Source organism: Glutamicibacter sp. AOP12-B1-11 (assembly GCF_052379245.1).
GTDB lineage: Bacteria > Actinomycetota > Actinomycetes > Actinomycetales > Micrococcaceae > Glutamicibacter.
Genome location: NZ_JBQSYL010000017.1, coordinates 15,756 through 29,996 on the forward strand (window position 1 = coordinate 15,756; position 14,241 = coordinate 29,996).

At 62.1% G+C, this 14,241-nt stretch carries 10 protein-coding genes and 2 pseudogenes; 6 read left to right on the forward strand and 6 right to left on the reverse strand.

Annotation, left to right across the window (positions count from 1 at the left end; genetic code table 11):
- Window positions 1–50: 50 nt before the first annotated feature.
- The 3 genes from ACT3UQ_RS11355 to ACT3UQ_RS11365 are packed head-to-tail and all read left to right on the forward strand — an operon-like array spanning window position 51 to window position 5,074.
- Window positions 51–1,418, forward strand: coding sequence for an MFS transporter (locus ACT3UQ_RS11355; protein ID WP_105552767.1), 1,368 nt, complete (start codon window positions 51–53; stop codon window positions 1,416–1,418).
- Entirely contained in the window at window positions 1,419–3,569 is a 2,151-nt protein-coding gene (locus tag ACT3UQ_RS11360; protein WP_444637129.1) for a molybdopterin oxidoreductase family protein, read from the forward strand.
- On the forward strand, window positions 3,566–5,074 hold the full coding sequence (locus ACT3UQ_RS11365; protein WP_255248455.1) for an FAD-dependent oxidoreductase: 1,509 nt from the start codon (window positions 3,566–3,568) through the stop codon (window positions 5,072–5,074). Before ACT3UQ_RS11360 ends, ACT3UQ_RS11365 begins: the two co-directional genes overlap by 4 nt.
- A gap of 114 nt (window positions 5,075–5,188) precedes the next feature.
- Here ACT3UQ_RS11365 and ACT3UQ_RS11370 read toward each other — a convergent pair whose 3' ends face one another.
- Window positions 5,189–5,353: a hypothetical protein gene (locus tag ACT3UQ_RS11370; protein WP_176484196.1), complete on the reverse strand. Its 165-nt coding sequence runs from the start codon at window positions 5,351–5,353 to the stop codon at window positions 5,189–5,191.
- Between the two features lie 399 nt (window positions 5,354–5,752).
- On the opposite strand from ACT3UQ_RS11370, the gene ACT3UQ_RS11375 reads away from it, so the two are divergent.
- Entirely contained in the window at window positions 5,753–6,769 is a 1,017-nt protein-coding gene (locus tag ACT3UQ_RS11375; protein WP_105552765.1) for a DUF2599 domain-containing protein, read from the forward strand.
- A gap of 687 nt (window positions 6,770–7,456) precedes the next feature.
- On the opposite strand, the pseudogene ACT3UQ_RS11380 reads toward ACT3UQ_RS11375, so the two are convergent.
- Window positions 7,457–7,780: pseudogene (locus ACT3UQ_RS11380) on the reverse strand (integrase core domain-containing protein); the annotation flags it as partial.
- Here ACT3UQ_RS11380 and ACT3UQ_RS11385 point away from each other — a divergent pair.
- A pseudogene (locus ACT3UQ_RS11385) lies at window positions 7,761–8,135 on the forward strand (integrase core domain-containing protein); the annotation flags it as partial. The pseudogenes ACT3UQ_RS11380 and ACT3UQ_RS11385 sit on opposite strands and share 20 nt — an antisense overlap.
- On the opposite strand, the gene ACT3UQ_RS11390 reads toward ACT3UQ_RS11385, so the two are convergent.
- Window positions 8,132–8,356: a hypothetical protein gene (locus tag ACT3UQ_RS11390; protein WP_141393532.1), complete on the reverse strand. Its 225-nt coding sequence runs from the start codon at window positions 8,354–8,356 to the stop codon at window positions 8,132–8,134. The pseudogene ACT3UQ_RS11385 and the gene ACT3UQ_RS11390 overlap by 4 nt on opposite strands.
- 571 nt (window positions 8,357–8,927) lie before the next feature.
- The gene (nirD, locus tag ACT3UQ_RS11395; RefSeq protein ID WP_096286317.1) at window positions 8,928–9,305 is read right to left on the reverse strand and encodes a nitrite reductase small subunit NirD; all 378 of its coding nucleotides are present in this window, start codon (window positions 9,303–9,305) and stop codon (window positions 8,928–8,930) included.
- 360 nt (window positions 9,306–9,665) lie between these two features.
- Here nirD and nirB point away from each other — a divergent pair, with 360 nt between their 5' ends.
- Window positions 9,666–12,275, forward strand: coding sequence for a nitrite reductase large subunit NirB (gene nirB / locus ACT3UQ_RS11400; RefSeq protein ID WP_444637130.1), 2,610 nt, complete (start codon window positions 9,666–9,668; stop codon window positions 12,273–12,275).
- Window positions 12,276–12,279: 4 nt separating this feature from the next.
- On the opposite strand, the gene ACT3UQ_RS11405 is transcribed toward nirB, so the two are convergent.
- Both ACT3UQ_RS11405 and ACT3UQ_RS11410 read right to left on the reverse strand, forming a co-directional pair.
- On the reverse strand, window positions 12,280–13,269 hold the full coding sequence (locus tag ACT3UQ_RS11405) for an aldo/keto reductase (RefSeq protein WP_444637131.1): 990 nt from the start codon (window positions 13,267–13,269) through the stop codon (window positions 12,280–12,282).
- A gap of 125 nt (window positions 13,270–13,394) precedes the next feature.
- The gene (locus ACT3UQ_RS11410) at window positions 13,395–14,117 is read right to left on the reverse strand and encodes a VOC family protein (protein WP_258133493.1); all 723 of its coding nucleotides are present in this window, start codon (window positions 14,115–14,117) and stop codon (window positions 13,395–13,397) included.
- Window positions 14,118–14,241 lie beyond the last annotated feature (124 nt).

Here is a 14,241-nt window from a genome sequence, read left to right on the forward strand (position 1 = left end):
AGCGAGAGGGAACGATTCGCGTGAGTATCAAGATAGAGTCAGAACCCCAGATGGGTCGCGGTGTCGCTACAGCCGACGCGTCGCTTCAGTTGTCCAAGGGACGCTGGATCAACAACTGGGACGCCGAAGACCCCGCATTCTGGAATAGCGTGGGCCAGAAAACCGCGGCAATCAACCTGCGCTGGTCGATCTTCGCCGAATTCCTCGGCTTCGTGGTGTGGCAGTTATTCGCCATCGTCGCGGTGTACCTGCCGGCGGCCGGTTTCGAATACAGCACCTCCCAGCTCTTCTGGCTGATCTCCATGCCAAGCCTCGTCGGTGCCACCCTGCGCATTCCCTATACGTTCATGGTGGCCCGTTTCGGCGGACGCAACTGGACCGTCGTCTCGGCCTTGCTGCTGCTGATCCCGGCCGGCGGCCTGGCCCTTGCCGTCGCAAATACCGACACCCCGTTCTGGGTCATGCTTTCGCTGGCAGGCCTGGCGGGGTTCGGCGGCGGCAACTTCGCTTCCTCGATGGCCAATATCACCTACTTCTACCCTGCGGCGCAAAAGGGTTGGGCCTTGGGCCTGAACGCCGCCGGCGGCAACCTCGGGGCGGCGGTAGCCCAGCTGCTGGTCCCGGTAGCCATCACCGTATTCGCTGCAGGCTCCCTGCAGCTGCCGATGGCCGGCATCGTCTGGATCCCGTTCATCCTGCTCGCCGCCTTCGGCGCCCTGCGCAATATGCATAACCTGTCCAATGCGCGCTCGGATCTGCGCGGAGCCCTGGCCTGCCTGCGCGAACCGCATCTGTGGATCATCTCGTCCCTGTATATCGGCACCTTTGGTTCGTTCATTGGCTTCTCCGCGGTATTCCCGAAGCTGATCGCCGATACGTTCACCGAATATTCCGGCTTCGCGCTGGGCACCGCCACGATTACCCTGGCTTTCCTCGGCCCGCTGGTCGGTTCCCTGGCCCGCCCCTACGGCGGCAAGCTCGCCGACCGCTTCGGCGGCGCGCGCATCACGCTGGCTTCATTGTCGCTGATGGCGCTGATCACCGTGGGGCTGGTCCTCACCTTGTCGGCTTCGAACTTCTGGGTGTTCCTGGGACTCTTCCTGGTACTGTTCACCGCCAGCGGCGTGGGCAATGGCTCGACCTACCGAATGATCCCGGCCGTCTTCGCCCTGCGGGCGGATATCGGCAAGGACAGCGTCGGAGCGGCCCGCAAATCCGCGGCCGCCCTGGGCCTGATCTCGGCCATTGGCGCCTACGGCGGGTTCCTGGTCCCGCAGGCCCTGGGGCTTTCGGTCTCCAGAGCCGGATCCTACCTCCCGGCATTCTGCGTCTTCGTCGGGCTGTACCTGCTGCTGATGGCAGTGACCTGGTTCTGCTACGTACGCCGCGGCACCATCTTTGCACAGCAAGGAATCTAGATGGCCTCCCGCACCGATACGCACTGCCCCTACTGCGCCTTGCAATGCGGCATCACCCTGGAATCTGCCGCCACCGCGCAGGCAGCCGAACCGGTGAAGCTGAAGGGGCGGAACTTCGAAACCAACGGCGGGGCGCTGTGCCGCAAGGGCCATAGCGCCGCCCGGTTGCTGGGCCACCCCGACCGGGTGACCCAGCCGCTGCTGCGCCAGTCAGATGGCTCCTATGCGCCCATTCGGTGGGAAGAGGCACTGGATTTGATTGCCGAACGCGCCGCCGCCATCCGGGCCGCGCACGGCGCGGATGCGGTGGCGGTATTCGGCGCCGGCGGATTGACCAATGAGAAGGGTTACCAGCTGGGCAAGTTCGCCCGGTTGGCGCTGGGCACCTCGCGCATCGACTACAACGGCAGGTTCTGCATGTCCTCGGCCGCCATGGCCGGCAACCGCAGCTTCGGCTTGGACCGGGGGTTGCCATTCCCGCTGGCCGACCTCGACGGGGCCGGGATGATCCTGTTGCTCGGCTCCAATGTTGCGGACACCATGCCGCCGTTCGTCCGCCATCTGGAGGGTGCCCGGAGCAGCGGGGGGCTGATCGTGGTGGATCCGCGCCGCTCGGCCACCGCCGAGCTCTCGGCCGACGGGGCCGGATGGCATCTGCAGCCCACCCCCGCCACCGATCTGCAGCTGCTGCTGGGCCTGTCCCATGTGCTGCTCGCCGAATCGCTGGCGGACGAACGGTATCTCGAAGACCGGACCAACGGGTTGGCGCAGCTGCGCAGCTCCCTGGCCGCGTGGTGGCCCGAACGCGTCGAGAAGGCTACCGGCGTTCCGGCCACCGAGATCCGCCGCACCGCTCGCGCGCTGGCCGACGCCGCAAGCAGCGCAAAAAACGAGGGCCGCCCGGTCTACATCCTCACCGGCCGCGGGGTGGAACAACATGCCAACGGCACCGACACGACCACCGCAGCCATCAATCTGGCGTTGCTGCTGGGCCTGCCCGGCAGCAACGCCGGGGGCTTCGGCACCATCACCGGACAGGGCAACGGACAGGGCGGGCGCGAGCACGGGCAAAAGTGCGATCAACTGCCCGGCTACCGCAAGATCACCGACCCGGAACACCGCAGGCATGTGGCCAAGGTCTGGGGCGTTGACCCGGAGATCATTCCCGGTCCCGGAATTCCCGCCGCCGAGCTGCTGCACACCTTGGGCACCGAGCAGGGCTCGCGCATGCTTTTGGTCCACGGTTCCAACCCGGCCGTTTCCTCCCCGGATGCCTCGCGGGTTATCGAGGGGTTGCGCCGGCTGGACTTCCTGGTGGTCTGCGATTTCTTCCTTTCCGAAACGGCATCCGAGGCGCATCTGGTGCTCCCGGTGCTGCAGTGGGCCGAAGAGGAAGGAACCATGACCAACTTGGAGGGGCGGGTGCTGCGCCGCCGGGCCGCCCTGGACGCACCAGGCCAGGCACGCAGCGAACTGTGGATTCTGGCCGGACTCGCCAAGCGTCTGGACTCCCCCGGCCATTTCTCCACCGACGCCCGCGAGGTCTTCGAGGAGCTTCGCCGCGCCTCAGCCGGAGGGCTGGCGGACTACTCGGGCGTGGACTGGGATGACCTCGATGCGGGGGCTGCCATCTATTGGCCCTGCCCTGCCGCAGCAACAATTTCCCGGGAGCCGGGGGTCCGTTCGGGTACGCCGAGGCTCTTCCTGGAACGTTTTGCCCATCCCGATGGCAAGGCGAAGCTCGTCGCGGTCTATCCAGCGGCCACTGCGCCACAGGACTCCCGGCCCGGCGCAATATCACTAGTCACCGGCCGGTTGCTGGAACACTACCAGTCCGGTGCGCAAACCCGCCGTGTGGCCGAGCTGCAGGCGGCGGCCCCGGACGCCAGACTGGAAATCCATCCGGCCACCGCGCTGCGCCACGGCATCACCGACGGCCAGCGGGTGAAGGTGGGCAGCGGCCAAGGCGACATGGTCGCACGCGCCACGCTGACCACCAAGATTCGCCTGGACACCGTCTTCCTTCCCTTCCATTTTCCCGGCAAGAATAACGCGAACATCCTGACTCCCGCGGTCGTCGATCCGCTCAGCGCCATGCCCGAGTTCAAGCATGTCCCCGTCTCGCTATGCCCCTTAGGAGAAGAGTCTTGAGTTTGCAGACCAAGGAACGCATTGTCATCATCGGTTTCGGCCCGGTGGCTGCCTCCCTCGTTGAGGGACTGCTGCCCGCAGTGACCGCCGGAACCATAGAGCTGATCGTGGTGTCATCCGAAAAGCACCTGGCCTACAACCGCGTGCTGCTCGCGGAGCTCGCCGTCGGCGCCACCCGCGCCGAGCACCTGGGCATGGTCGATGAAACCCGCTTGCGCAATGCCGGGGTTGTCCTGCAATTGGGCCGCACCGTGAAGCGCGTAGACCGTTCCCGCCGCCAGGTCCTGCTCGAAGACGCCGGTCCGCTGAGCTACGACCGGTTGGTCTTCGCCACCGGCGCCCGGCCAACGATCCCCGCACTGAACGGGTTGAACTTCGACCCGCGTTCCGAGGCCAGACTCCCCCAGGGTGTGTTCGCACTGCGCACCCTGGAAGACGCGATGAACCTCAACAAGGTTCTGCAGGGCAACGGCCGGGTGCTGGTGCTCGGCGGCGGAGTCCTGGGCATCGAAGCGGCGCTGGCCATGGCCGAAGCCGGGCATCGGCCGGTGCTGATCCACCACGGGCCGGCCCCCTTGGGAAGGGTGGTGGATGCCGACGGCGGCACATTGCTGATCCGCAGCCTGCGCGCCGCCGGTGTCGAGGTGATCTCCGAGGCTCGCGCCACCGGAATCCAGAAGGATGAAACCGGATTCACCGGACTGGTCACGCAAACCCACGGCGTCATCGAAGGAGCAGCCCTGGTGCTGTCCACCGGAGTGCGTGCGCGCACCGAGCTGGCCTCCAGCTGCGGGCTAGCGGTCAACCGCGGAATCAAGACCAACGAATATCTCGCCGCGGACATCGAACATCGCATCTTCGCCATCGGCGACTGCGCCGAGGTCGCCGGCCAAGCGCCGGTGGGCCTGCTCGCCCCTGGTTGGGCCCAAGCAGGCTGGTTGGCCCAATATATGCTCAGCACCCCGGCTCCGGGACCGGCCGATCCAAGCCTGCACGATCCGATCAGCCTCGCACCTCCGTCCCTGGAATCCTCGGATGTCCTGATGCTCAAGGGCCAAGGACTTGAAGTGGCCGCGGGCGGAGACATCTCCGCCGGGCTTTGGGACGAGTCCGGCAGCCAGGTCACCGTCTTCGCCGATCCGGCAGAGGGCAAGTACCTGAAAATGGTGTCGCAGGCAGGGGTTCTCACCGGATTCCTCGCCATGGGGCTGCCGCGAACCAGCGCGGAATTGGTGCTCAGCTACGAACGCGGCAGCACGCTGCCCGCGGACCGTTCGACGCTGCTGCGGCTTGATGATCCCGGAATGCTGGAACCTGCGGGGGCACCGGGACCGGATGACCAGCTCTGCCGTTGCTCCGGAGCCACCCACGGCCAGGTGGCCCATGCGGTGGAGGCAGGGTGCGCCACGGTGGCCGAAGTGGGCGAGTCCTGCCGGGCAGGCACCGGTTGCGGCGGCTGCCGCGCGGTGATCGAAGCGCTGCTCAAGACGCCAGTTCCGGCGTGAAGACCGCCTGATCCGAAACCGGATACCGGCTGAGCGGTTGAAAGATCCCTTGCCTTCGCCGACGAGCTTGGGTGGGCCTCGCGAAATCCGTCAGTCGAATTTGATCTCGCATCACTACAGCGTGGAAACTTCTCGAAGTTTCCGAGCAATCTTCTGCCAGTTATTCAATTGCCCCTTGTCCAACGGCTCTTCCGGACTCGTTGCCCAGGTGGAAATGTCCGTACTGTCAATGGACTGCGCAAGGTAGCAAATGACTTGCCGCTTAGATTCGGTGGACATTTCTGCACCTATGTATTCGGCATTCTCTACATCGGCGATCTCAGTGAGGTATGCCTGTGCGAACCAACCACCGGCCTCTGCGCCCGGCTAGCCAAGGTCATTAACTTCTTCTGACGCGGCCATGCCCAATTTAGGACAGAACAGTCAGGCGTATGCCTAATAAGTTTTGCTGCATGCCTAAAGAACAAGCGACTCATCCCAATAGTGAGGTCAGTGATCGTTTCTATTCCTCGGAACGCTGCCGGCTCTCCAATACTACATAAGATGTAAATTCCAACTACCTATGACGTAATTATGTTCTCAAATCTGTTGCGCTAGGACGATTCTTTGATTATCAAAATTCTGTTTGATAAATTGGTCGCAGTTAATTTCAGCTTCTCACCCTAGATAAGGCAAATTATGGGAAAACGACTGGTTACTGCAGGAATTGCGGGTGCAGTAGTTTCTGCACTTCTTTTCCCCTCTGTCGCGTACGCTGCAGAAAACCCTTCCGAGCAAGTTGCAAAAGCGGTTAAAGCAGCCACCCCTGACGAGCTGCCTGCGCCGGAAACAGATGCACAAGTACTACGTGATGAAATCACCCTGAGTTCTGACACCTCAGGTGACTCTTTGTCGATTCCTCTCATGCGAGATGAGCTCATCGAGATCCAGACGGACAGTGCCGAAGGTACAGAATCTTCGATCGGCATCTCTCTACCTCAGCAAGCCGGTGTGTCGAAGCGCGGAAAGACGCTCAACTCAGGAACGGCTGTATTCGGCGGAGACGGGGTTGATGTCGTAGTGGAGCCAATTGAAGCGAGTTCAGTGCGAATCAACACAGTGCTGAGCGCTAAGGAAAGCCCACACGAGTTCACTTATAAGCTGGATCTACCTATACAGGCGAAGCTCGAGCTGCAAGAAGACGGTGCGATCGCCGTGATCGATGAGGGCGTATTCATCGGCGGTGTAGCTGTTCCCTGGGCCCGGGATGCTTCTGGTCGCGAAATCTCCACACGGTACATAATTGATGGGCATTCGTTCACACAAATCGTCGACCGGAATGAATCAGTAGTCTACCCGGTTGTAGCTGATCCATGGGTCGGCAAGGCTTTGATCGCAAAGACTTCCTGGACGGCCTATAACAAGAAGTACAAGGGCTACACTTTGGAGGTTTACCCGACGCAGTGGGGCAGAGCCAACGTTTGGCTTTTGTTCGGACCTGCCTTGTACGGATCAATTCGTAAGGCGTTCTATTATGAGATGAACTCGAAAACCCCTGGTACTCGTGAAGAAACTGCGTCGATGCGAGATCAGCTGTACTGCCATATTGACGCGGTTCGTCTTAGGGACCCGCTCAAAAAGAGTTGGAATCTGGATACTTGGCGTCCGAAAGTGAGCTACGCACGGATGCTTCGGGCTCTGTGCAACCCTTTATAGAAAGTAAGTAACATGCGTAAAAGTCAGCGAAATGTGTGGGGCCTAATTATTGGTTCCTTGCTTTTGATCATCGGGGTCGTTCTATTCACTTGGTATAACATGGCAGTTCTCACCCCAGCCGAGATCCAACGGCTAGAGGCTGGCGGCAGTGGAGAAAACACTGCTTTTGAGAGCTTCGCGCTTTGGGGATCGCCAGTGCTCGCTCTCGCTGGTGCGGCCATCATAGCCATGGCGTGGATGGTTAAGCGAAAGAACAGAGCCGCGAGTTCTAACCCGCAGTGATGAAAGAAGGCCAGTACCGAATCGGTACTGGCCTTTCTGATCGGAGAGCTACTTGACACCCTTGTACTGGGTGTTGTCGACGCCATCGCTGATGGTTAGCTTGGATCGCTGATTCTTGATGTGGATATTAATCGCTTCTGGTCGCTGAGGACTTGGCTGCAAACGTTCGGCGGCTCGGTCGTCGTAGTGATTATTTGGGGTTGCTCATGTTTCGCCGCCGAGCGCACTGACCGCACCCGAAGACCACAAGAACGAACACGTAATGTCACCAAGGAGCCCATCACGCCGGTTATCGATGCCAACAACCATCACATCTCAGATGGAAAGTTCGCACACAAACCTTCACGAGAAACCGGCCTCGGAATTTTTCAAGTCAAACGGTACCAACACGAGTTTAATTAGCTCTCAAGCAGCCTGAGCTAGCCGGTCCTGCGGGTTGTTGATCCATGCAGCTTCCGGCAGCGCGAGGAGTCTCGGATCATTAGAGGTACTAAACCGTTCAGGATGCCTTGCACGAGCCGCAGCCAGGGCCTGCGAACGCTTCGCAGCCACCGCGTCAGCCAGCCCGTAGTGAACGTTTGCAGGCGTATGCAGACCAATACCCGAATGCTGATGAGCATGGTTGTACCACTGAACGAATTCGTTCCTGAACTCCCTTGCACCCCCTAGCGATGCGAACCGTTCGGGGAACGTAGGCCCATACTTCATGGTCTTGAAAAGCGACTCTGAGTTATCCCGAATTCGGGATAACTCAGAGTCGTGGTTTAAGACTTTGAAGTATATGCCGGTATTTCCTGAGCGGTTCGGTTCCTTGGAGCACGCCAGGGATTTTATGGGCCGGTTTGTTCATGCGTATAACACTGAGCATCGCCAATCAGGATTGGGTTTTCATACTCCTGCCGACGTGCATTTCGGGATGACTGGGCACGTGGATGACCAACGCCTAGCGGCGTTGGAAAAGGCATGGGCGGAGCATCCTGAACGGTTTGGAAAGAACCGGCTCCCGAAGAAAATGTTGCTGCCTGAAGCGGCTTGGATTAACGAACCGATCAAGCAGGAAGAAGGAGAAAAGATGTTGGCCTAAGACTTAGTGGTCTCACTTGACTTGAAAATTTCCGGCGCGAGATTAGCACTCGACAAAGACTGATACCAACGAGAAATGAACTCAGCGTAAGGTTTCGAATCTTTCATGAAACCGCCGCCGAATAGCAGCGGCCTAACACGCTCCGGTGTTAATCCTTGAGCTGCGCGAACGGCCGCAACGATGTCACCGCGGTCAACCAGTTTGGCAAGATCTTCACTCATTCGCTCCACCTGCATTCGATGCGGTCACGAGGTGGTGAGGCTTTCCCTTCGCGGTGGTTTCACCATGAAGGTCCGCTTCCTTAGCTTTGCTTATACCGCCAAGCTTAGTCCGCCTTGCTGCGACTCGATAAGTACGCGCATCGAAGGCAAAGACCCTCTGAAAGTTTCCACCATCTTGGACAGCGACTTGCACAGGCGGCAGCGAACCGACCGTGGCGCATCGAGGCTACAGCGCAGATTGCCGGATCGAACGTCCACAGAACCAAAGGATCGAGTTCCCCGAACCGACGTGATCCGAGCTGGCCACTAGCGCGGATTCCCCGGGCCGCAGGAGGGCTCTGCGCCTTCGGATTGATTCGCTGAATGCTCCAAGCTCAGGGGCACTGCTACTAGATGGAGCTTTAAAAGCCGTTGCCGAGGTCAGTTTCCTGACCTCGGCAACGGCTTGCCGGCGGCTATGCCGCCTTCTCCATTATCGGTGTGGCAGTTGCTATCCCCGATTCCGGGACAGTCTCGAGCCAGCCCTGCCAAGCTGCGTGTTCAATACTGGCTGAAGCTTCCGTGTTGCCGCTCATCGCTGTGCTCCCGTCCACAGCTGGCCTTCGTGTTCGACCAGGTGATACACCGGAAGCGGCGTCTCCTCGGCGCTGAGGCACTGTCCGGAATCCAATCGATAGATTTCCTTGTGCAGCGGGCAGGCGACCGTCGGCACGCGCTGGCCGTCAATGATGGTATCGCCGAGAATCCCGCGAGCCATCACCTTCGCGCCGCTGTTCGGGCAGTGATGCGAGGCCGCGAAGAAGTCCCCGGATTCGGTGCGGAACAACGCGATTTGCCGGCCATCGAGCAGGGCGCTTTCTCCCCACCCTGGTTCCAGGTCCTCCGGTCGGCAGACCGACGCGAGGTTGGTTGGAATGTCTAATACATACTCTTCGACTACAGCGCTCATCACTGCGCTCCTTTCAACTGGGTGCCTTCGATAGTTCGAGCTTAGAACTCCAATGTTTCGCGCCGTGCGTACTGCTGTTCCGCCTCGGTAAAGCCTGCTTCACCGCGTAGCGCAACCAAGGTGAGCCCCCGATCCCTCCCGGAATATCAAGGATCTTTACGCGACTCTTCGAGGAAACGCCGTGCGGAGCACCAGTTTTGATTCCAACATATTTCGCGCTTCTCACCGGCTATTTTTTGGGTGGTGGAGAAAATTGTGGCCCCCGAAACATAAGGGTAATTGCGGCGCAAAACTAACTTTCTAAGCTGGGATCATTCACCAACGAGCACTGATCTTTTCGAGCGAAAGTCGAGTTTCATCATGGGCACAGCACATGGATCCCGCCGCATTGTGGTGGTTGGCGGTGGCCCCGCCGCGCACCGCTTCACGCAGGCCATTTCAAACCGCGAGCCAAGCGACCTGCACATCACCGTGCTCACCGAAGAAACACACATTCCCTACGACCGGGTGGCCCTCTCCCAGGCATTGACCAACCCCGGAGTCGACCTGACCCTCGGTGAGGTTGAGCTTTGGGAACGCGCTCATGTCACCCTCGAAACCGGTGCAGCGGTCACCGAGCTGGACAGCATCAAGCAAACCGTGCGCACCGCCGACGGGCGCAGCTTCGAGTACGACCAGCTGGTCCTGGCCACCGGTTCGAATGCCGCCACTCTCCCGATTCCGGGAGCCGAGCACACCCACGTCTACCGCACCCTGGAGGACGTCTGGGCCATTGCCGAGCAGGTCCGCGAGCTCACCGAATCCCTGGGCCGCGCCCCGGTGGTGGCCACCATCGGTGGCGGCCTGCTCGGCCTGGAGGCCGCAGCCGGCGCGCAGGCGCTGGGCGCCGAAGCGGTGGTGATCGACGGCGGCAAATGGCTGATGGGCACCCAGCTCGATGAGGGCGCCGGCCAGGCCATGGGGCGGCTCATCGCAGAGACCGGATTCACCGTGCACGGCGGGGTGTTCCCCAGCCAAATTCTCACCGATGCCGAGACCGGACTGGTCTGCGGGGTGCTGATGGCCGACGAGCGCACCATCGAGGCTGATATGGTCATCGTGTCCATCGGGGTGCGTCCGCGCGATGAAATCGCCCGCAACTACAACGCGGCGCTGGACTCTTCGGAAAGCAGCCTGCCGCGCTTCGGCCTGGGCCCGCGCGGCGGCATCGAGATCGACGCCGGCTGCGCCACCGCGATCCCGAACGTCTACGCCATCGGCGAGGTCGCCAACTTCGAAGGGCTGTGCATCGGCCTGGTGGCGCCGGCCAACGCCATGGCCGAGGTCGTGGCCGATAGGCTGCAGGGCGGAACCGCCGAGTTCACCGGCTTCGATACCGCCACCAAGCTCAAGCTCTCCGGGGTGGACGTGGCAAGCTTCGGCGACGGGTTCGCCCGCACCGAAGGCGCGCTGGAGGTCGTTTATGCGGATGCTCCGCGCGGGCTCTACCAGAAGATCGTGGTCTCCGCCGATGCCAAGGTGCTGCTCGGCGGCATTTTCGTCGGCGACGCCACCCCGTACCAGTCGCTGCGTCCGCTGCTGGGCCGCGAGCTGCCGGGCGAGGCCGGAGCCTACCTCAGCGCGCTGGGCGGCGAGGCGCCGCAGGGCGAACTGCCCGATGAAGCGGTACTCTGCTCCTGCAACAATGTCAGCGCCGGGTCGATCCGCGACGCCGTGGGAGGCTGCGGAAGCTGCGAAGGCAACGATCCGGTCACCAAGCTTTCCGAGCTCAAGGGCTGCACGCGGGCCGGTACCCAGTGCGGTTCCTGCGTGCCGATGCTCAAGAAGCTGATGGAAGCCGAAATGCTCAAGAACGGCGCCGAGGTCTCCGCGGCCATGTGCGAGCACTTCGAATTCTCCCGCGCCCAGCTCTTCGAGGCCGTGCGCCTGGCCGGGCTGACCAGCTACCCGCAGATCATGGAGCGCTTCGGCCAAGGAGCGGGCTGCGACATCTGCAAGCCGGTCATCGCCTCGGTGCTCGCTTCCCAGACCTCGGGCCACCCGATGGAAGCGGGACTGGCCGGCGCGCAGGACACCAACGACCGGGTGATGGCCAATATGCAGAAGGACGGCACCTACTCGGTGGTCCCGCGCATCCCGGGCGGGGAAATCACCCCTGAAAAGCTCGGCGTGATCGCCTCCGTCGCGGCGAAGTACAACCTGTACACCAAGCTCACCGGCGGGCTGCGCATCGACATGTTCGGCGCCCGGCTGGAGCAGCTGCCGGAGATCTGGAAGGAGCTGGTGGACGCGGGATTCGAATCCGGCCAGGCCTACGGCAAGTCGCTGCGCAATGTGAAAACCTGCGTCGGCTCCTCCTGGTGCCGCTACGGCATGCTGGACTCGGTGACCATGGGCATCGAAATGGAGCTGCGCTACCGTGGGCTGCGCGCCCCGCACAAGTTCAAGATGGGCGTTTCGGGCTGTGCGCGTGAATGCGCCGAGGCCAGGGCCAAGGACGTCGGAGTGATCGCCACCGCCGAGGGCTGGAACCTGTATGTGGGCGGCAACGGCGGAGCGAACCCCGCCCACGCCCAGCTGCTAGCCGGTGGACTCGACGATGCCACGCTGCTGCGCTACATCGACCGCTACCTGATGTACTACATCCGCACCGCGGACCGGCTGCAGCGCACCGCGCATTGGATGCAGGATCTGGACGGCGGCATCGAGCACGTCAAGGCCGTGGTGGTTGAGGACTCCCTCGGCCTGGGCGCGGAGCTTGAAGCCGCGATGGAAACGCATGTGGGCAACTACCAGGACGAATGGGCGGCCACGCTCGCGGATCCGGAGAAGCTGCGCCGCTTCCGCTCCTTCGTCAACGCCCCGGACCAGAAGGACGAGGAGCTGCGCTACGTCCCCGAGCGCGGGCAGCACCGCCCGGCCGAGCCGGTGCGCCTCGGTGCCACGATCGGCATCGGGGCACCGAGCTAGGCTGCTACCAGCGCGGGTGGATCTGCGCGCGCAGCTTCGTGTCGTACAGTTCGCGCACCGCGGCGTTGAAACCCGCAGAGAGCTGCAGCGACCCGGCGGCGGCATTGGCCCGGGCCTGGTCCGCATTGCGGGCCCCGGGGATGATGGAGCTGATGCCTTCTTGGGCGGCCAGCCAAGCCAGGGCTACCTGGGCGCTGGTCGCCTGCGGCGCCTCGGCGGCGGCCAGCTGCGCGAACTGCTCGGCGGCTTGCAGCCCGGTGGCGTAGTCGACCCCGGAGACGGTCTCGCCCACGTCAAAGGCCGAGCCGTCGCGGTTGAAGTTGCGGTGGTCATCGGCGGCGAACTTCGTCTGCGGCGTGTAGCGGTTGGTCAGCAGCCCGCTGGCCAGCGGGACGCGGGCAATGATGCCGACTCCTGCTTTGCGGGCCGCGGGCAGCACCTGCTCCAGCGGTTTGTGCCTGAAGGCATTAACGATGATCTGCACGGTGGCGATATTCGGACGGGCGATAGCGCTCAACGCTTCATCAACTGTCTCCACCGAGACCCCGTAGGAGCGCATCCGCCCCTCGGCCACCATGGTGTCCAGCGCATCGTAGACCGCATCGGTGGAGTACACCGGCGTAGGCGGGCAATGCAGCTGCACCAGGTCGAGGGTGTCCACCCCCAGGTTGGCGCGGGAACGATCGTTCCACGCGCGGAAGGCTTCCAGGTTATAGGCTTCGGGCACCTGCTCCACGCGGCGGCCCATCTTCGTGGCCACCGTGACTTCGGCCTGCGGGTTGGCCCGCAGCCAGCGGCCGATGAGCTGCTCGCTGCGTCCGTCCCCGTAGACATCTGCGGTGTCGAAGAAGCTGACGCCCTCGGCGTAGGCGGCGTCGAGCACCGACTGAGCTTCAGCTTCGTCCACCGCTCCCCAGTCGGCGCCCAGCTGCCAGGTGCCCAGGCCAATGACGGAAACGGTGCGGTTGGTGCGTCCAAGAAGTCGTTGTTGCATGTACCCGAGCTTACGTGGAACGACTCGCCAAATCGCACCATTTCCACACGCCATGAAGCGATTCGTTGGATGGATACGCAATCAGCAAGAAAATTTTCACCGCATCCGGAGCAATCGGTCCGCCCTTAGCCGTTGGCCTGGATGACATAGAACTCGGCACCGGTGGGATCCGCGATGACCGCGAGCCTGCCGAAGTCCGAATCCATGGCCGGGCTGACTTCCGCGCCGCCGGCGGCAATGGCCTCGGCCACCGTTTGATCGGTGTCCTCCACCGCAAAATACACCTTCCAACCGGCGAGCTTCGGGTCCTCGAAATGCGCGATGTCCATCACGCCGGCCTTTGCATCTCTTCCGGCGCCGAGCGTCTGATAGCGGAACTCGTCGCTGTCGCTCATCACCTCCAGATCCCAATCCAGCGCTTCGCGATAGAACTTTGTTGAGGTTTCGAATTTGGTGGTGTGCAGCTCATGCCACACCGGGGTGCCTTGCTCCCCCATCTTCTGATAGCCGGGATGGCCGCCGGCCTGCCAGAGTCCCACTCCGAGGCCCGAGGGGTCGCCAATCATCGCCATTTTCCCCTGTTCGGGCACTTCCATAGGCGGCATGTAGACATGCCCCTGATGCGCTTGGACTTGGTCTACCGCCGCGTCGATGTCCGCAACACGCAGGTAAGTGCTCCATACGTCCGGGAAGCCATTGTCCGGATCGTTTTTCATAAGCCCCGCGACAGGGAGCCCGTCGATGGCGGCCGTGGTGTAGCCACCGTAGGTTTCCTCATCCCCCACGACATAGCTCCATCCAAAGAGTTGCGAATAGAAGGTTTTGGCAGCCTCGATGTCCTTGGTCAATAAATCGATCCAACACGGAGATCCCGGTGGAAATTCTGGCGTCGACATGGTGCTCCCTTAGATTGCGAGTTGTCAGTGATGACACGCTGAGTCTAAAACGACCGTGCAGTCTATTCAATGGCTA

Excerpts from the sequence above, each read along its gene's own strand:
- ACT3UQ_RS11355 (WP_105552767.1), top strand. The coding sequence starts at position 51 with ATGGGTCGCGGTGTCGCTACAGCCGACGCGTCGCTTCAGTTGTCCAAG.
- ACT3UQ_RS11360 (WP_444637129.1), top strand. The coding sequence starts at position 1,419 with ATGGCCTCCCGCACCGATACGCACTGCCCCTACTGCGCCTTGCAATGC.
- ACT3UQ_RS11370 (WP_176484196.1), bottom strand. The coding sequence starts at position 5,353 with ATGTCCACCGAATCTAAGCGGCAAGTCATTTGCTACCTTGCGCAGTCC.
- ACT3UQ_RS11375 (WP_105552765.1), top strand. The coding sequence starts at position 5,753 with ATGGGAAAACGACTGGTTACTGCAGGAATTGCGGGTGCAGTAGTTTCT.
- ACT3UQ_RS11390 (WP_141393532.1), bottom strand. The coding sequence starts at position 8,356 with ATGAGTGAAGATCTTGCCAAACTGGTTGACCGCGGTGACATCGTTGCG.
- nirD (WP_096286317.1), bottom strand. The coding sequence starts at position 9,305 with ATGAGCGCTGTAGTCGAAGAGTATGTATTAGACATTCCAACCAACCTC.
- nirB (WP_444637130.1), top strand. The coding sequence starts at position 9,666 with ATGGGCACAGCACATGGATCCCGCCGCATTGTGGTGGTTGGCGGTGGC.
- ACT3UQ_RS11405 (WP_444637131.1), bottom strand. The coding sequence starts at position 13,269 with ATGCAACAACGACTTCTTGGACGCACCAACCGCACCGTTTCCGTCATT.